The sequence below is a fragment of the Piscinibacter sp. PDB1-1 genome (genome assembly GCF_056675995.1).
Genome location: NZ_JBWVZJ010000003.1, coordinates 591912 through 608004, shown reverse-complemented (window position 1 = coordinate 608004; position 16093 = coordinate 591912). Strand labels below are relative to the sequence as shown.

General features: G+C 66.8%; 15 protein-coding genes and 1 tRNA gene. 6 read left to right on the top strand and 10 right to left on the bottom strand.

Features of this window, described 5'->3' with window-relative positions; all coding sequences use genetic code 11:
• Window positions 1-12: 12 nt before the first annotated feature.
• The 7 genes from AC1KAR_RS18690 to AC1KAR_RS18660 form a co-directional block, all read right to left on the bottom strand.
• Complete coding sequence (locus AC1KAR_RS18690) at window positions 13-423, bottom strand: VanZ family protein (protein WP_480320452.1); 411 nt, start codon at window positions 421-423, stop codon at window positions 13-15.
• Window positions 424-508: 85 nt separating this feature from the next.
• Window positions 509-584: transfer RNA gene (locus tag AC1KAR_RS18685), tRNA-Thr, on the bottom strand.
• A 28-nt stretch (window positions 585-612) separates the two neighbouring features.
• On the bottom strand, window positions 613-1284 hold the full coding sequence (locus tag AC1KAR_RS18680) for a histidine phosphatase family protein (RefSeq protein WP_480320450.1): 672 nt from the start codon (window positions 1282-1284) through the stop codon (window positions 613-615).
• A 60-nt stretch (window positions 1285-1344) separates the two neighbouring features.
• Window positions 1345-2367, bottom strand: a complete 1023-nt coding sequence (locus tag AC1KAR_RS18675) for a class 1 fructose-bisphosphatase (RefSeq protein WP_480320448.1) — start codon at window positions 2365-2367, stop codon at window positions 1345-1347.
• Window positions 2364-5069: an aminopeptidase N gene (gene pepN, locus AC1KAR_RS18670; protein WP_480320780.1), complete on the bottom strand. Its 2706-nt coding sequence runs from the start codon at window positions 5067-5069 to the stop codon at window positions 2364-2366. The genes AC1KAR_RS18675 and pepN overlap by 4 nt, the downstream gene beginning before the upstream one ends.
• 29 nt (window positions 5070-5098) lie before the next feature.
• Window positions 5099-6203, bottom strand: a protein-coding gene (gene prfB, locus AC1KAR_RS18665; RefSeq protein ID WP_480320446.1) for a peptide chain release factor 2 whose coding sequence is annotated in 2 segments (ribosomal slippage) — window positions 5099-6121 and window positions 6123-6203 — 1104 coding nt in all. Because the reading frame shifts where the segments join, the coding sequence is not laid out codon by codon here.
• A 50-nt stretch (window positions 6204-6253) separates the two neighbouring features.
• The gene (locus tag AC1KAR_RS18660) at window positions 6254-7180 is read right to left on the bottom strand and encodes an alpha/beta fold hydrolase (protein WP_480320444.1); all 927 of its coding nucleotides are present in this window, start codon (window positions 7178-7180) and stop codon (window positions 6254-6256) included.
• Between the two features lie 137 nt (window positions 7181-7317).
• On the opposite strand from AC1KAR_RS18660, the gene AC1KAR_RS18655 reads away from it, so the two are divergent.
• The 4 genes from AC1KAR_RS18655 (at window position 7318) to AC1KAR_RS18640 (ending at window position 10792) form a co-directional block, all read left to right on the top strand.
• Complete coding sequence (locus AC1KAR_RS18655; protein WP_480320441.1) at window positions 7318-7524, top strand: hypothetical protein; 207 nt, start codon at window positions 7318-7320, stop codon at window positions 7522-7524.
• Between the two features lie 87 nt (window positions 7525-7611).
• Window positions 7612-8223, top strand: a complete 612-nt coding sequence (locus AC1KAR_RS18650; protein ID WP_480320439.1) for a hypothetical protein — start codon at window positions 7612-7614, stop codon at window positions 8221-8223.
• Complete coding sequence (locus tag AC1KAR_RS18645) at window positions 8223-10403, top strand: TIR domain-containing protein (RefSeq protein ID WP_480320437.1); 2181 nt, start codon at window positions 8223-8225, stop codon at window positions 10401-10403. The genes AC1KAR_RS18650 and AC1KAR_RS18645 overlap by 1 nt, the downstream gene beginning before the upstream one ends.
• Before the next feature lie 14 nt (window positions 10404-10417).
• Window positions 10418-10792, top strand: coding sequence for a hypothetical protein (locus tag AC1KAR_RS18640; protein ID WP_480320435.1), 375 nt, complete (start codon window positions 10418-10420; stop codon window positions 10790-10792).
• 45 nt (window positions 10793-10837) lie between these two features.
• On the opposite strand, the gene AC1KAR_RS18635 is transcribed toward AC1KAR_RS18640, so the two are convergent.
• From AC1KAR_RS18635 to AC1KAR_RS18625, 3 genes are all read right to left on the bottom strand, one after another.
• Entirely contained in the window at window positions 10838-11539 is a 702-nt protein-coding gene (locus tag AC1KAR_RS18635; protein WP_480320433.1) for a transposase, read from the bottom strand.
• 114 nt (window positions 11540-11653) lie between these two features.
• Window positions 11654-12127, bottom strand: a complete 474-nt coding sequence (locus tag AC1KAR_RS18630; RefSeq protein ID WP_480320431.1) for an N-acetyltransferase family protein — start codon at window positions 12125-12127, stop codon at window positions 11654-11656.
• Between the two features lie 91 nt (window positions 12128-12218).
• Entirely contained in the window at window positions 12219-14441 is a 2223-nt protein-coding gene (locus AC1KAR_RS18625) for an ATP-binding protein (RefSeq protein ID WP_480320429.1), read from the bottom strand.
• A 122-nt stretch (window positions 14442-14563) separates the two neighbouring features.
• On the opposite strand from AC1KAR_RS18625, the gene AC1KAR_RS18620 reads away from it, so the two are divergent.
• Both AC1KAR_RS18620 and AC1KAR_RS18615 read left to right on the top strand, forming a co-directional pair.
• Window positions 14564-15475 carry an alpha/beta hydrolase gene (locus AC1KAR_RS18620; RefSeq protein WP_480320427.1) on the top strand — a complete coding sequence of 304 codons (912 nt, stop codon included), beginning with the start codon at window positions 14564-14566 and terminating at the stop codon, window positions 15473-15475.
• A gap of 50 nt (window positions 15476-15525) precedes the next feature.
• On the top strand, window positions 15526-16050 hold the full coding sequence (locus tag AC1KAR_RS18615; protein WP_480320425.1) for an N-acetyltransferase family protein: 525 nt from the start codon (window positions 15526-15528) through the stop codon (window positions 16048-16050).
• The last annotated feature ends 43 nt before the right edge of the window (window positions 16051-16093 follow it).

Genomic DNA, 16093 nt, shown 5'->3' with positions numbered 1-16093 from the left:
ACCGACGCGCGCTCAGCGCCAACGCGCCGTCAGGCGTTGCAGGGGCATGACGATGGCCACCCCGATCGCCAGGCCGACGGCATCGGCCAGCAAGTCGTGCCAGTCGGAGCTGCGGTCCGGCACGAAGTACTGCACGATCTCGATCAGCCCGCCCAGGGCGAACAGCCCCAGCAGCAGCCAGATCAACCGCCGCTGGGAGCCCGGAAACGCCAGGCGCCCGGCCACAGCGAGCGCGGCGAAGGCGAGAGCGTGGTTGAGCTTGTCCCAGCCCAGATCGGCTTCCTTGGGCGGTGAAGGCGTGATGGCGAGGTAGCACACCACGCACACCAGCACGAGCAGCAGGCACTGCCAGACCCTAGGTGCGTGGATAAGCCCCGCGACGCGGCGTGCGAGTGGATGCTTGGGCGACAGGGACGCGCTCATGAGGCCTTCTCGGGAGCACCAGGCTGTAGAGAGCAAAAAAGCCAACGAACCGCGCTGGGCGATTCGTTGGCTCCTGCTCTTATCGTGGTGCCGGTGAAGAGAGTCGAACTCCCGACCTTCGCATTACGAATGCGCTGCTCTACCAACTGAGCTACACCGGCGTGAAGCCCGCGATTATAGCGGGTTGCGTCAGGTGTACGTGATCCAGGGTGCGAGATCGGGGTGGTCGAGGTGGGGCAACGTGTTGTAAGTCACCAGCATGTGCCGCTTGGGCGTGAAGGCCAGCTCGGTGATCGAGCTGTTGCGGATGCGCAGGTTCAGCTCGATCGTCGTCTCGGGCGAGGTACCCAGCACGTGCCCGACGACGGTCGAGATCGGCCCGCCACTCGAGACCACCAGCACGTTCTTGCCGTGGTGTTCGGCGCGCACATGATCGAGCGCGCCGACGATGCCCGCCACGAAATCGGCGTAGCTCGGCATGCCTCCGGGCTGCACCCTACCGCTCATCCACGCAACGAGCCCTTCGCGCAGCAGCCTGAAGTGGTGCCGCACCATTTCGGGCGTGGTGGGCTTGGCGAGCGGCTCAGGGTGGATGGCGGTGACAACCGCCTTGCTGTCGTATTCGTTGAGCCCCGGCCACGAGAGCGTCTCGGGCGTGCGCTGCATGCCCTCGGCAATGCCGCCGAGCGAGTCGATCTGGCGCTGCAGCGTGCCGACGAGTGCGGCATCGAAGCTGAGGCCCTTGCCGCGAAAGTATTCGCCCAGGCGAACGCATTGGCGCCGGCCGAGATCACTCAACTGGTCGTAGTTGTCGGCGCCAAACGAGGCCTGGCCGTGGCGCACGAGGTAGACGGTTCCCATGGGGAGATTCTCAAGGGCTCGCCGCCGCGGGGCAGTCGCGGCGGCGACGCAACGCGGGCTTCAGGCCTGCTCGTTGTGATACGCAGTGACGCGCTCGACCTCGTTCTTCGACCCGAGCACCACGCTCACGCGTTCGTGCAGCTTGCCGGGTTCGATGTCGAGGATGCGCTGTTTGGTGTTGGTGGCCGCACCGCCCGCCTGCTCGACCAGGAAGCCCATCGGGTTGGCCTCGTACATCAGGCGCAGCTTGCCGGGCTTGTCGGGCTCGCGCTGATCCCACGGGTACATGAACACGCCACCGCGGGTGAGGATGCGGTGCACGTCGGCCACCATGCTGGCGATCCAGCGCATGTTGAAGTCCTTGCCGCGCGGCCCCGTCTTGCCAGCCAAACACTCGTCGATGTATCGCTTCATGGGCGGCGCCCAGTGGCGCATGTTGCTCATGTTGACAGCGAATTCCTTGGTGTCCTCGGGGATCTGCACGCCGTCTTGGGTGAGCACCCATGAGCCTTGCTCGCGGTCGAGCGTGAACATCGCCACGCCGTCGCCCACGGTGAGCACGAGCGTGGTCTGCGGGCCGTAGACGCAGTAGCCGGCGGCAACTTGCCTGTTGCCGGCCTGCAGGAAGTCGCCCTCGCTCACGCCTTCGTGGCCCTCGGGCTTCTTGAGCACCGAGAAGATGGTGCCGATGCTCACGTTGACGTCGATGTTGCTCGAACCATCGAGCGGGTCGAACAGCAGCAGGTATTCGCCCTGCGGGTAGCGGTTGGGCACCACGTAGATGCCTTCCATCTCTTCGCTGGCCATGGCGGCGAGCGCGCCGCCCCATTCATTGGCCTCGATCAGCACCTCGTTGGCGATGATGTCGAGCTTCTTCTGCACCTCGCCCTGCACGTTCTCGCTGCCGGCGGTGCCGAGCACGTCGCCCAGCGCGCCCTTGTTCACGCTGATGCTGATGCGCTTGCAGGCGCGCGCCACCACCTCGATCAGCAGGCGAAGCTGCGCCGGGATGTGGCCGTGCTGGCGCTGTTGTTCGACCAGGTATTGGGTCAGGCTGACTCGTTTGCCGCTCGGGTTGCTCATGCTGCTGATTCCTGTTGCAGGGCTCGTTGGATGATTTCGGATACGCCGTTGGAGAGGTCGGGCTTGGCGGCGACGCGTTTCAGCGCCTCGCCCGCGGCGCTGCGATAGGGCTCGGCCAGTTGGCTCCAGCGGTCCATCACGCGGGCCAGGCGGGCGGCGAGTTGCGGGTTGACGCCGTCGAGCTCCAGGATGCGATCGGCCCAGAACACGTAACCGGCCGCATCGCTGCGATGGAAGGCCGCAGGGTTGCCCATGCACAGCGCCGCGATCAGGCTGCGTGCACGGTTGGGGTTCTTGAGCGAGAAGTCGGGGTGCTTGAGCAATTGCTTGGCACGGGCAAATACCTTGCCATCCTTCTCAGGAGCCGTGGCCTGAAGCGTGAACCACTTGTCGATGACGAGGGCTTCGTCCTTGAACAGGGCATGGAAACGCTGCAAGGCCAGTTCCGCCAGATCGGAATGCGAGCTGGTGAGCGCCGTGAGCGAGCCCAGGCGGTCGGTCATGTTGCCGGCGTCCTTGAAGCGCTCGTACGCGCGGCCTGGCCACACCACATCGCCATTCGCCACGGCATGGCGGCACAGCATGGTCAGGGCCAGGTTGGCGAGCGCACGACGCCCGGCCGAGACCGGGTCGGGCGAGTAACCGCCCTTGACCTGGTGCGACTCGAAAGCCCAGGCCCAGTCGTCGTGCAGTTCGCTTGCGAGCTGCATCAGCATCGACTCGCGCACCGCATGGATGCGCTGCGGGTCGACCGGGTTGAGTTGCTCGGCCAGGTAGGCCTCGCTCGGCAGCGTGAGGGTGAGCTCCTTGAACGCGGCGTCGAGGGCGGGGTCGCGAAGCACGCTGCGCATCGCGTCGATGAAGGCGGCGTCGAGCTGCAGGTCGTTGCCGTCCTTGATGGCTGCGAGCAGGCGGTTCAGCGCCAGCCGCTGGCCGGTCTCCCAGCGATTGAAAGGGTCGGTGTCGTGCTGCAGCAGCGTGAGCAGGTCGGCGTCGCTCAGGTGGTCGGCGAGCACCACCGGGGCGGAGAAGCCGCGCAGCAGCGACGGCACGGGTTCGGCATCGACGTTCACGAAGGTGTAGAAGCTGCGTGCTTCGTTCAGCACCAGTACGCGCTCGGTGCCCACCGGCTCGGCTTCGCCTTCGAGTTGCAAGGGCAGCGCGCGCCCGTCTCGGCTCACCAGGCCCATGGCCAGCGGGATCACGTAGGCCTGCTTGCTCGGTTGGCCGGGCGAGGGCAGGGCAGTCTGTTCGATGCCGAGCGTGTAGGTGCGGCTGGGCGCGTCGTAGCGCCCGCGAGCGCTCACGCGGGGCGTGCCTGCCTGGCTGTACCAGTGCTTGAACTGCGTCAACTGCCTGGCCAGCGCGCTGTCGGGGTTGGCATCGGCGATCGCCTGAGCGAAGTCGTCGCAGGTCACGGCCTGCCCGTCGAAGCGGCTGAAGTACAGCGTGATGCCGCGCGCAAAGCCTTCGCGGCCCACCAGCGTCTGCATCATGCGCACCACTTCGGCGCCCTTCTCGTAGACGGTGGCGGTGTAGAAATTGTTGATCTCGACGTAGCTGTCGGGCCGCACCGGGTGGGCCATGCTGCCTGCGTCTTCGGGGAACTGCACCTGGCGCAGCGTGCGAACGTCTTCGATGCGCTTGACGGCACGCGCGGTCGGCGTGCCGGCCATGTCCATGCTGAACTCCTGATCGCGGAAGACGGTGAGGCCTTCCTTCAGGCTGAGCTGGAACCAGTCGCGGCAGGTGATGCGGTTGCCTGTCCAGTTGTGGAAGTACTCGTGGCCCACCACGCTCTCGATGCCGGCGTAGTCCACATCGGTGGCGGTGGCGGGGTTGGCCAGAACGAACTTCGTGTTGAAGATGTTCAGGCCCTTGTTCTCCATCGCGCCCATGTTGAAGTCGCCCACGGCGACGATCATGAAGCGCTCCAGGTCGAGCGGCAGCCCGAATCGGGCCTCGTCCCACACCACGCTCGCGATCAGCGAGTTCATGGCGTGTTCGGTTTTCTCCAGATCACCGCGGCGCACGTACACCTGCAGCAGGTGGTCCTTGCCCGAACGCGTGCGAATGTGCTGCTCGCGCGCCACCAGGTCGGCCGCGACGAGGGCGAACAGGTAGCTCGGCTTGGGGAACGGGTCGTGCCACACGGCGTAGTGGCGAGGGCCGTACACGCCGGGCTGCATGTCGCCTTGCTCCACCAGGTTGCCGTTGGACAGCAGCACCGGGTACTGCGCCTTGGCGGCGCGCAGCGTGACGGTGTAGACGGCCATGACGTCGGGCCGATCCAGGAAGTAGGTGATGCGGCGGAAGCCCTCGGCCTCGCACTGCGTAAAGAAGCCGCCACCCGAGGTGTAGAGCCCCGAGAGCTGCGTGTTCTTCTCGGGTGCGCAGGTGTTGCGGATCTCCAGCGTGAACGGGCCGGGCGGCACGTCTTGCAGGCTGTCGATCACCAGCATGCCGTCTTCGTGGCGGAACGACACCGATTCGTTGTTGACCAGCACGCGCGTGAGCGTGATGTCTTCGCCGTGCAGCCGCAGTGGCTGGGGCGCCACCGCCGTGTTGCGCTCCATCTGCATGCGGTTGATGACCAGCGTCTTGATCGGGTCGAGGTCGAACGTCAGGTCGACGGTCTTGATCCAGAACGCCGGCGCGGTGTAGTCCTCGCGGCGGATCAGGGTGGCAGCGCCTTCACGCAACATGCTCTCTCTCCTTGTGAGAAGTCTTCTTAGACGCCTTGCTTCAGGCTGGCTTCGATGAACGAATCGAGGTCGCCGTCGAGCACTTTCTGGGTGTTGGAGATCTCGACGTTGGTGCGCAGATCCTTGATGCGGCTCTGGTCGAGCACGTACGAGCGAATCTGGTGGCCCCAGCCCACGTCGGTCTTGGTGTCTTCGAGTTTTTGCTGTTCTTCGAGCCGCTTGCGCATCTCGTGGTCGTACAGGCGCGAGCGCAGGCGCTTCCAGGCCACGTCACGGTTGCTGTGCTGGCTGCGGCCGTCCTGGCACTGCACCACGATGCCGGTCGGGATGTGCGTGAGCCGCACCGCCGAGTCGGTCTTGTTGATGTGCTGGCCACCGGCACCGCTCGCGCGGAAGGTGTCGGTGCGTACGTCGGACGGATTGATCTCGATCTCGATCGAGTCGTCGACCTCGGGGTAGACGAAGAGGCTCGCAAAGCTCGTGTGCCGGCCACCGGCCGAGTCGAACGGGCTCTTGCGCACCAGGCGGTGCACGCCGGTCTCGGTGCGCAGCAGGCCGAAGGCATATTCACCTTCGACCTTGATGGTGGCGCTCTTGATGCCGGCGATGTCGCCCGGCGTCTCGTCTTCCATCGTGGTCTTGAAGCCCTTGCGCTCGGCATACTTGAGGTACTGGCGCAGCAGCATGCCGGCCCAGTCGCAGGCTTCGGTGCCGCCGGCGCCGGCCTGGATGTCGATGAAGCAGTTGCTCGGGTCGGCCGGGTTGTTGAACATCCGGCGGAACTCGAGTTCCTTCACGGTTTCTTCGAGCTTGGCGGCCTCGGCCTCGATGGCCAACAGCGAGCTTTCGTCGCCGTCTTCCTTGGCCATGTCGTACAGCTCGGTGTTGTCGGCCAGGTTGCTCGTGAGGTGGTTGATCGTCTCGACCACGGTTTCGAGCGTGCGCTTCTCGCGCCCCAGCTCCTGCGCGCGCTTGGGGTCGTCCCAGACCTTGGGGTTCTCCAGCGAGGCGTTGACTTCGTTTAGGCGCAGTGCTTTGCGGTCGTAGTCAAAGATACCCCCGTAGGTCGACCGTGCGCTTGCTCAGGTCGGCCAGGGAGTTGCCAATGGCATTGATGTGTTCGACGTCCATGATGCGGGTCCATTCTTAGAAGCCCGCCATTATTTCACGCACGCCTGGGCTCACGCCCCGAGAAAGGCCTCCAGAAGGTGCGCCAAGGCCTCGGGCTGGTCATGGTGAAGCATGTGCCCCGCCGGCGAGAGCACGTGCTTTTCGACGCGCGGCACCACCTTCAGCCGCTCATGGAACTCGCCCTTGCTGTAGCGGCCGTTCCACCACTTGTCGGTGTCGGTCTGGTCACCCTCCACCCACATCAGCGGTGCGGTGATCTGCCCCCAGCAGGCCAGCGCCTCGTCGCGCTGGTACAGGTGCGGGTTGCTGCGCTTGTGCGCAGGGTCACCCAGGATCTGCCACAGGCCGTTCTCGTCCTGCCTGGCCCAATGGTGCGCAAGCCACGCGGCCCGGTCGGCGGGCAGCAGCGGGTTGGTCTTGCGCAGGCGGGCGGCCACGGCGTCGGCGCTCTTGTAGGGGCGGATCTCCACCGGCTCCTTCAACTCATCGAGCCACTTGGCGTAGCGCTTGGGGGCCATCGACGCCACGGTGGCCGCCATGCCGAAGCCTTCGAGGTTCACCAGCCGCCGGATGCGCTCCGGGCGCACGCCGCCGTAGAGCATCACCACGTTGCCGCCCATGCTGTGGCCGACGAGATCGACCTGGGTGAGCGCCGGGAACGGCTTCAGCACATGGTCGACCAGGGCGTCCAGGTCGCCCATGTAATCGGCCATCCAGTAGCTGTCTTCCTGCGGGGTCTCGGTCAGGCCGAAGCCGCGCCAGTCGGGTGCGATCACGTAGCGGTCGCGCGAGAGTGCGTCCACCACGAACTGGAACGAGGCGCCCACGTCCATCCAGCCGTGCATCATCAAGAGAGGGGGTGACTCGGCCGCCACGGCGGAGGTATCACCCCAGCTGCGCAGGTGGTAGCGCAGGCCGCGCACGGAGATGAACTCGCTGCGGCTTTCAAGCCGCACGGCATAGGTAGGTTCGCTCATGCGGGCCATCGTATCGGCGGCATGGCGTAGGCGCTGTCACACGCGCGAACCTCCGATTCAGAACGTTTAAGGCGCGGTTCAAGACGCCGCGGCCACCCAGGGCGACAGTGCGCTCAGGCATACCCACGGAGCCCGCCATGAACCCCTCAACCGACTTCTCACGCGCAGCAGGCCGGCTGCTGGCGGCCGTGTGGGCGCTGGCCCTGGTGCTGGTGGCGCTGGCCTTGGTGGTCACCTGGTCAAAGCCCGACCCCGCCGCGGACCTGCCCACCGCGGCCCGGCCGGCCCATTTGCTCACCGAGCCGATGGTCGCGATCGCCATTGCCAAGGACAAGCTCGATTGAGATGATCGCCCCGAGAGGGGGAGGGGAGTCGATTTGTTGCCACCACGAGCAACCCGAGGGCTGAACATCGGTGTAACGGGGCATCGCTTGAACCGCGTTTCGCAGCGCCAACTGGACCGCCTGACACCCCAGGTGCAGCCCCTGCTCGCCCAGGTGGCGCAAAAGGCGCGCGCCAGTGGCGTCACCTCGCTCATGCTCGTGTGCGGCCTGGCCGAAGGCGCCGACCGGCACGTGGCCCGCCTGGCGCTTGACGAGGGCTATGGCCTGCATGCAGTGCTGCCGTTCGACCGAGACCTTTTCGCGCGCGACTTCTCCTACGCGCAATCGCGCCGCGAGTTCGACGCGCTGCTGCGCTGCGCCGAGCGCGTCACCGAGTTGCCCGGCCGCTTTCGCTTCAGCGCCCAGGCCTACCACCGCGCCGCGCAGGTGCTGCTCGATCAATCCGACCTGCTGCTCGCCCTGTGGGACGGCCTGCCAGCCCAAGGCCCCGGCGGCACGGCCGAAGTGGTCAACGGCGCCTGCCACCGACGCATGCCGGTGATGTATGTGTCCACGGCCCCGCGTGCGGCGCCGGCGCTCATCTGGCAGCGGCGCGGCCGCCCGGCTCGGGGCTTGAGCGCCTGCGAAGCCGCCCCCTCGCGCCGCTGCGGCCCGGCGCAGGTGGCCACCGCGGTGTCGCAGTTGGTGAGGGCACGGTGATGAGGCTCCAGCTCGTCACCCCCGACGGCCCACCACCCGCCGGCCCTGCCATGCCAGCCGATGGCTTCAGGTACGGCGCATTCCTCAGCTACAGCCACCACGACAAGGCCATCGCCAAGAAGCTGCAGAAGCAGCTCGAGACCTACCGCGTGCCGCGCCGCCTTGTCGGCCGCGAAACGCCGCACGGCGTGGTGCCCGCACGCATGTCGCCTGTCTTCCGCGACCGCGACGAGCTGCACGCCGGCGCCGACCTCAAGGCCAGCGTGCAAGAGGCGTTGTCGCGCAGCCGCTGGCTGATCGTGGTGTGCACGCCCGACGCCGCGCGCTCGCCCTGGGTCAACCGCGAGATCATCGAATTCAAGAAGCTGCACGGTGAGCGCCGTGTGCTGGCGCTGATCGTGCGGGGAGAGCCGTTTGCGAGCGACAAGGCGGGGATGGAGGCGCAGGAGTGCTTCCCGCCTGCGCTGCGGAGGGCGCTGGATGACGCCGGCGAGCCCGCCGGCGTCCCGCTCGAACCCATTGCTGCCGACATGCGCAAAGAGGGCGACGGCTCGCACCGTGCCGTGCTCAAGCTGGTGGCCGGCATGTTGGGCGTGCCGTTCGACGACCTGGTGCGCCGCGAAGTGCAGCGGCGCGTGCGGTGGCTTACCGCGCTGGCTGCATCCTCGGTGGTGGGTGTGGTCGTGTTCGGCGTGCTCGCGGTGATGGCATTTCAGGCGCGCAATGAGGCGCAGTACCAGCGGCAGCAGGCGGAAGGCTTGATCGAGTTCATGCTCGGTGACCTTCGCAAGAAGCTGGAGCCGGTGGGGCGGTTGGAGGTGCTGGATTCGGTGGGGGAGAAGGCGCTGGCGTATTACGGGGCGCAGGAGGCGGGGCAGCTGGATGCGACGGCGCTGGGACATCGTTCGAGGGCGATGCACCTCATCGGCGAAATCCGCGATCTTCGTGGAAACCCAGCTGAAGCACAGAAGGCGTTCGAGCAGGCGGCAGCAACCACCGCGCAGTTGCTAGCCCAGTCGCCGAACGACGGCCAACGGATCTTCGACCATGCCCAAAGCGTTTTCTGGGTGGGGTACGCAGCATGGAAGCGAATCGATGGCCCGACGGCCGAACGCAAGTTTGAGGAGTATTTGAAGCTGGCGCAGCGACTAGTGCAGATTGATCCGAACAATCGGGATTGGCTTGCCGAAGTCGCTTACGCCCATGCGAATCTCGGAACGGTCCGACTTGGAATGACCCGGCCCGTGGATGCGCTGGTTTCTCTGCAACGAGCGGGTGATCTCCTGAGCGAACTCGTACGTACCCGCGCAGATTTGGGCTTTGACTTGGCGCAGAACTACGGGTGGCTGGCGGGTGCTTACGAGATGATTGGTGACTACCACCTTGCGTTGAATGCGACGCAGCGCAAGATGGAGGTATTGCAATCGACTCCCGATCTCGAAAAGAACCTGATCGTGCAACGAGAGATTCTCAATGCTCTGATGGGAGCGACACGCTTAGAACTGTCGCTCGGAAGAATTGAGGTCGCAGAGGTCAAAGTTCGACGGTCGTCCGAGATCTCGGAAGGCCTGCTTCGAGGCGATCCCAATAACCTTCGTTGGCGTGCTGACGCCTGTTTGGTTTTGCTGAGGGCAGTTGAGATTTCCCTGCTGCAAAAGCGGCGTGGAGAGGCCGAACGTCAGTATCAGCAGGCATCGCAGTGTGTAGCTCAGTACGACGCGTCAGGGTCACGCGGATTTCGCGACTCGACCTTGCTTCAGGCGCGCAAGCTAACCCTAGCTGCGACCCTCGCATCGGCTAGTGACCACGCCGCCGTCGCGGTATCGATACAGCAGTTCTTGCCGAAGGCGATTTCGAAGGTCGGCCCTGAAACTCCGGATCGAGTGCACTTGTCGCTTGAATTGGCAAATGCAGCTCTTGCCTTGGGACAATTGCTTTCGCCAAACGCTCCGCCGGAAGCCAGAGCTGCGTGGTTACAGGTCCTGAGTTTGTTGCAACCATTTCTCCAATTGAATGACGGTGCGGTTCTCACGGCGTTGGCGCAAGCCCACTTCTATCTGGGCGATCTGCGCAGTGCACAAGCCCTTGTCACCCGAATCAAAAGTTCGTCGTACCGGCACCCCGCATTCGCCGATCTTGAAAAGCAAGTGCATGCTGCGCGGGGCAGCAGCAATAACTGAACCCAGGAGAAAACATGCTCAGAGGCCGGAAGTCACCCATCATTCACATCCTTGCCTATCGCAAGAGCAAAGAGAAGCCCGACATTCTCTTGGCCATCACACCTGACGTACTAGATATGACCGAGTACGCGCGAGGTGCCCACGTCATTACGTGGAAGATCGATACAAAGGGCTACCACTTCCCCAAGGAGGGGCCGACGATCGAGTTCACGTCTCCGGGATGGGATGAGTCGTTTCGAGATTTCAAAGTGAGCGGCTGTGGGCGCATCGTTACCGCGCGCAACTTGAACCGGGACGGGATGGCTTACGCCTACAACATCAATGTGGTTGAAGCAGCCACGGGAATGAAAGCATTCCTCGACCCCATCATTGGGAACAACTCGCAGTGATGCAGTTCATGGTCATCAAGCAAGGGGAATCGAGGGGAATCGGGGTCAGGTCTTGCCTTTTGCCTCCACCCCTGCAATCACCCGACTGACCCGCGAAACCGAGAGCCCCAACGCCGAGGCGATGCTTGTCATCGACGAGCCGCCTTCGATATTGGCTCTGTAGATTCCCTCGTCCCGCGACGCTGCCTGAGCCAGCCACTCTTCCAGCGGCTTGCCAGCCAGCCGTTGCGGGCGAGGAATCTCCCGGTCGTCCATTCGGGGCGCGGCCATGAGCGCTTGCATGCGTTCGACGAACTTGTCGTCTCCCAGGTAGATCTGCTGCCGCAGCCCATCAGGCCAAATCTGCAAGTCGGGCGCGCTGGCCACCAGTGAGGCGTAGCGCTGAGCCGTGAACTTTCGATCTGCTTCGTTGTGTACCGGGTGGCCCAGCATGTAGCCATGCAAGCCTGCCGTATCGAGCCACGCGGGAGCTTCTGCGCTACCCACATGAGCGAGGTAGCTTGACCAGGGCCACGCAGACGGGGCATGAACCATCTGCGCCCGAACCGGGTTCAGCTCCACATACCGGCACAGCTGCAGCAGGTAGGCGTCTCGATCAACCAGGATCGCCTTGAAGCGGCCTTGGAGCAAGTGGCCGGTGATGCCATGCCGCCGGTTGTGGGTCTGTGTGTAGGCCCATTCAGATGACGCATCAGCAAAGACAGATTGGCCTGCCGGGTGTGCAGCACCAAGTGACCCGGCGATCACCTCGGCTGATACGCCACACGAGGCTCCGAGCGTTCGGGCGCGGGGCCCGCTTCCTAGCAAGACGTAGAGCGAGTTGCTTCGTTATTCCGGCTTTGTCAGGGTGGCCAAAGCAGTTCAGCCCAGCACCTCCGACTCGGGCACTTCCACCCCCAGCCGCCCGCCCAGCGGCTCAAACCCCAGCCGATCAAAGAACCCTTGCGCGCCCGCTACCCCACGGTTCGCCGACAAGACCAAGCTGCGGCAGCCATCCTGCTGCGCCACACCTAGCGCGCATGCCACCAGTTGGCTGCCCAGCCCTTCGCGGTGCATCGCGGGGTGCACGGCCACATCCTCGATCACGGCCGTCGGTGCGTCACTGCTCGAGGCCGGGGGCTGCACGGCCAGCGTGAGCGCGCCCATCACGGTGCCGTCGCAACGGCGGCCCACGATCACGCGTACGCCGGGCAGGGCTTGCTGGGTCGCGTCCCAGCGGGCTTGGGCGGCGGCCTCGTTCATCGGCTCCGCGTCGATCAGGCCGTTCATGGCCAGCAGGTCGGCCAAGGCTTCCGCGTCGTCGCGGGTGGCCAGGCTCAGGTGCATACCGTGCATGTGTCAGTCTCTGCAGGGGTGGGGGAGCGCGCACGATAGCCGCTCGGGCGCGCTGCGTCTCTCGGGTGTTTTTCGGGTGTGGCGGGCAGTGCTACAGCGCCGCGGCCTCTTGCTCGAGCGCCGAAGCGGCAGCCGCATCCCCGCGCGCCTGAAGCGATTTGGCAAGCCCTGCGATCGCTGCCTTCAAGGTCGCGGGGGATCGCTGCCCGCGCAGCCGGCGGACCAGGGCCTCGCCGGTCTCGACGGCTTCATCCAGTTGCCCCATCTGCCGCATCAGGTCGGTGAGATGAAGCAGGGCGCGCAGTTGCCCCCGTTCGTCACCGGCGGCGATGCGCAGCGCCAGTTCAGCTTCTCGCGCGGCGCGGCTGTCGGCGAGCCGCCCTTCGGCACGCGCCACGTCCGCCCGTGCACGTTGGCCCCAGGCGCGTTCGCGTGCAGGCCAGTCGGGCTGTTCGAGTGCCAGCGCTTCTTGCAGCGCGGATTGCGCCTGGGCATTCGGCTCGCTCCACATGCCGGCGAGGCCGGCCAGCTCGGCGTAGAGGCCGTGCACGTCGTTCAATTCGCGGTACAGGCGGTGTGCGTGCTCGGCGGCGGCGCGGGCGCGTTCGGGGGCGGTGTCGGACCACGCCCATTGCGCGGCCCGCCACCATTGCGCGGCCAGTGGCTTCGGCGTGTCGCTAGCGAGCAAGGCTTCGCTGGCCTCGTGCCACTGCCGCGCCTCGGCGTGCAGTGACAGGTGATGCCACAGCGGTGCCGCCGAGCCCACCAGGGACACCACGGTGTGTGCATCGCCCTGGGCGTGTGCCCAGGCCAGCGCCGCACGCAGGTTGTCCAGCTCGGGCTCGTAGCGTGCCAGCCAGTCGGCATCGCTCATCTGCAGCCAGTCGTCGGGCGAGGCGGCGAAGAAGCGGGCCATGGTGGCCGCATGGCGCGTGCGCAGGGCGGCGCGCTCGGTGCTGCCTTGCAGTTGCAGCAGTGCGTAGGCACGCGCAGTTTCGCTGAGGGCGTAGCGTGGGGGCTCGCTGCTGCTCACGCTCAGCAGCGAATGCTCGGCCAGGGTGGCCAGCGCGTCGATCAGGGCCCATTCGTCGAGCGCGTCGGACGCCAGCACCTCGCCTGCCAGCCCCAGCGTAAAGCCGCCGGCGAACACGCCCAGGCGCTGGAACACGCCGCGCTCGGCTTCGGGCAACAGGGCCAGGCTCCAGTCGAGCGCGGCCTGCACGGTCTGGTGGCGGGTCGGTGCCGAGCGGCTGCCGCCGGCGAGCAGCCTGAAGCGGTCGTCCAGCCGCTCGGCCACACCGCGCGCGCCGAGCAGGGGCACGCGGGCGGCGGCGAGTTCGAGTGCGAGCGGCAGGCCGTCCAGGCGCTGGCAGATCTCGATCACGTCGCGCACGTTGGTGTCCGCCAGCGCAAAGCGGCGGTCGGCAGCGCGGGCGCGCTCCACGAAGAGGGCGACGGCGCCGTGCTGCGCGGCGGCTTCGGTGTTGCTGCCGGCCTCGGGCACGGTGAGCGCCTCGAGCCGCAGCGTCTGCTCGGCGCGCAGGCGCAGCGGCACCTGGCTGGTGACGAGCAGGCGCACGCCGGGCGCGCCTTGCAGCAGCACCTCGACCACCGGGGCCAGGTCGTCGAGCAGGTGCTCGGCGTTGTCGATGGCCAGCAGCAGCTGCATGGGCTTGAGCGCGGTGACGAGGGCCGAGAGGGCATCGCCGCCGGGTGAGAGTTGCAGTGCCAGCGCCTGCGCGATCGCGCCGGGGATCAAGCGCGCATCGGTGATCGAGGCGAGTTCGACCCAGGCGGTACCGTCGGCCCAGGCCTGGTGGCGGGCCTGCAAGGCGGTGCGCGCGAGGGTCGTCTTGCCGATGCCGCCGGCGCCTACCAGGGTGACGAGCGGGTGCTCGTCCAGCAGGCCGAGCAAGGTGCCGAGTTCGACATCGCGGCCGAGCAGGGTCACGGCGGGAGGCGGCGGTTGCAGGCGGGCCGGTGTCTCTCGTGCCACGGGCGCGCCGATGGGCGCTGCGGCATCGCCCGCGAGCGTGAACCGGTAGCCGCGCCCCGGCACGGTGGCAATGGCCTGCGGGCCGAGCAGCTTGCGCAGGGTGGACACCTGCACCTGCAGGTTGTTCTCCTCCACCACCAGCCCGGGCCAGACGAGGTCGAGCAACTCGTTCTTGGTGACCAGGCGAGCGCGGTTGTCGACCAGGGCGAGCAGCAGGTCGAAGGCGCGCGCGCCCAGCGTGGCGGGCTGGCCGTCGATCAGCAGTTGGCGCTGAGCCGGCCGGATCTCTGCGCGGCCGAAGTGGAGTGGGGCGGTCACCCGGCGAATTTAAGCGATGGCGGTTTCAGAACGCTTCAGACGATTGAAGGACGCGCCCCGCACGGGCTGGAACCATGGGCACCAATGCGCTGAAACCCGCGCACCCGAAACAGGAGTACCCCATGAACACCGCACTCGGCCTGCCCGCTCCCACCCTGGCGTCGAACCTGTTCGCATGGGCCGCGAACGCCGTGGCCGGCGCGCCGCGCAAGCCCGTGGCGCTCGACAGCTCGATGCGTTCGGCCAGCCCCGACGAGGTGAGCTTCCCGTCGCGCGACGGGCGGGCACAGGTGGATGCCTGCCTGCTCACGGCGCCGGGCGCGGAGTCGGCGGTGGTGATCGTGGTCGGCCAGGTGGGCTGCTGGGGCAGCGACGCGAGCGTGCCCGGGCGCAGCCTGCATGTGCGCACGCTGGCGCAGGCCCTGCGTGCGCGGGGCGTCACGGTGCTGGTCGCGCGCATGCGTGGCCACGGCGATTCGGAGCGGCACGACGTGCTGGGAGCCATCGACTACCTGTTGGCCCAGGGCTACCGGGCTGGCGGCATCGGCGTGCTGGGCGCTTCGCGTGGCGCCTCGGCGGCGTTGCTTGCCGCGGTGGAAGAGACCGCCGTGCGTGCCGTGGTGGCCGACAGCCCGCGCGGCGCGGCCTACGCGGCCCTGCCGGCCGGTGGCCTGCCCACGGCGCAGCTGCTGGTGCGCGGTGTGTGGCGGTGGTTGGGCCGCCTGTTGTCGGGCGTGGACCTGGGCCACCGACCGCTGCTGGGCAACCTGTCGTCTCTGCGCGGTCGCCAGGTGCTGATCGTGCACGGCCGCGGTGACCGCATCGTGAGCACACAGGCGGCCGAGGCGCTGGCCCAGGCCTGCGGTGCTCAGCTCTGGCTCACCGCGAGCCGGGGGCATGCCGCCACCTTGCACGAGGCCTTGCCGCTGTACATCACGCGGGTGGTCGATTTCTTTTCGCAGAACCTGCTCATCCCGCGCAGCGAGCCCCTGCTGGTGCCTGCCACGCCGGCCGGCGAGCCCTCACCCGCATGACCCAAAGTGCATGAAAGGAAGCGGCAAGGCGCCGCTGCCAGAATGCGTGCATGCCCTCACATCCAAGCCCCGAAGCCAGCGTTGCGCCCACCAAACCCGCGGTGCAGTTGCGCCCGGCTGAACTGCGCGATGTCGTCCCCATCGTCGGCCTGATCCGCGAACTGGCCGAGTTCGAGAACCTCACGCACCTGCTGCAGGTGACACCCGAGAAACTGCGCCCGCACCTCTTTGGCGAGAAGCCGGTGGCCGAGGCCCTGGTCGCCGAGACGGGCGGCGAGGTGGTGGCCTTTGCGCTGTACTTCACCAACTTCTCCACCTTCCTGGCGCTGCCAGGGCTGTACCTCGAAGACCTGTACGTCAAGCCCGCGCACCGCGGGAAGGGCGTTGGTGAAGCGCTGCTGACCCGGCTGGCCAGGGTGGCGGTCGAGCGCGGCTACGGCCGCTTCGAGTGGTGCGTGCTCGACTGGAACGAGAACGCCATCCGCTTCTATGAGCACATGGGCGCCACCGTGATGCCGGACTGGCGCCTGTGCCGGCTCACGGGCGATGCGCTGACGGCGGTGAGCGAGCGCTGAGCGCAGGCGCTTGGGCGGTGGTCACGCGCTGTGATCAGGCGCT

What these genes read in the sequence shown, in the direction of transcription:
- AC1KAR_RS18630 (WP_480320431.1), bottom strand. Translation starts at nt 12,127, where the DNA reads ATGCACGGTATGCACCTGAGCCTGGCCACCCGCGACGACGCGGAAGCC.
- AC1KAR_RS18615 (WP_480320425.1), top strand. Translation starts at nt 15,526, where the DNA reads ATGCCCTCACATCCAAGCCCCGAAGCCAGCGTTGCGCCCACCAAACCC.
- AC1KAR_RS18645 (WP_480320437.1), top strand. Translation starts at nt 8,223, where the DNA reads ATGAGGCTCCAGCTCGTCACCCCCGACGGCCCACCACCCGCCGGCCCT.
- AC1KAR_RS18660 (WP_480320444.1), bottom strand. Translation starts at nt 7,180, where the DNA reads ATGAGCGAACCTACCTATGCCGTGCGGCTTGAAAGCCGCAGCGAGTTC.
- AC1KAR_RS18640 (WP_480320435.1), top strand. Translation starts at nt 10,418, where the DNA reads ATGCTCAGAGGCCGGAAGTCACCCATCATTCACATCCTTGCCTATCGC.
- AC1KAR_RS18680 (WP_480320450.1), bottom strand. Translation starts at nt 1,284, where the DNA reads ATGGGAACCGTCTACCTCGTGCGCCACGGCCAGGCCTCGTTTGGCGCC.
- AC1KAR_RS18655 (WP_480320441.1), top strand. Translation starts at nt 7,318, where the DNA reads ATGAACCCCTCAACCGACTTCTCACGCGCAGCAGGCCGGCTGCTGGCG.
- AC1KAR_RS18620 (WP_480320427.1), top strand. Translation starts at nt 14,564, where the DNA reads ATGAACACCGCACTCGGCCTGCCCGCTCCCACCCTGGCGTCGAACCTG.
- AC1KAR_RS18690 (WP_480320452.1), bottom strand. Translation starts at nt 423, where the DNA reads ATGAGCGCGTCCCTGTCGCCCAAGCATCCACTCGCACGCCGCGTCGCG.
- AC1KAR_RS18675 (WP_480320448.1), bottom strand. Translation starts at nt 2,367, where the DNA reads ATGAGCAACCCGAGCGGCAAACGAGTCAGCCTGACCCAATACCTGGTC.